The sequence below is a fragment of the Ensifer sp. ZNC0028 genome, from assembly GCF_000799055.1.
Classification (GTDB): domain Bacteria; phylum Pseudomonadota; class Alphaproteobacteria; order Rhizobiales; family Rhizobiaceae; genus Ensifer.
The window spans coordinates 1-201 of sequence record NZ_JTLA01000292.1; the positions used below are offsets into that span (position 1 = coordinate 1).

Below are 201 nucleotides of genomic sequence, written 5' to 3' on the forward strand. Positions count from 1 at the left end.
AAAGCACCGCATTGTGGCTGCCCTTGATGCGCGGCACGTTGACGAGACCGGCCGAACAGCCGATCAGCGCGCCGCCGGGGAAGGACAGCTTCGGCACCGACTGGTAGCCGCCCTCGGTGATCGCGCGCGCGCCATAGGACAGCCGCTTGCCGCCTTCAAACGTGCCGCGGATCGCCGGATGCGTCTTGAAGCGCTGGAACT

At 67.2% G+C, this 201-nt stretch carries 1 pseudogene; it reads right to left on the bottom strand.

The window, feature by feature from the left end:
* A pseudogene (locus tag L981_RS33050) lies at nucleotides 1–201 on the bottom strand (electron transfer flavoprotein-ubiquinone oxidoreductase); the annotation flags it as partial.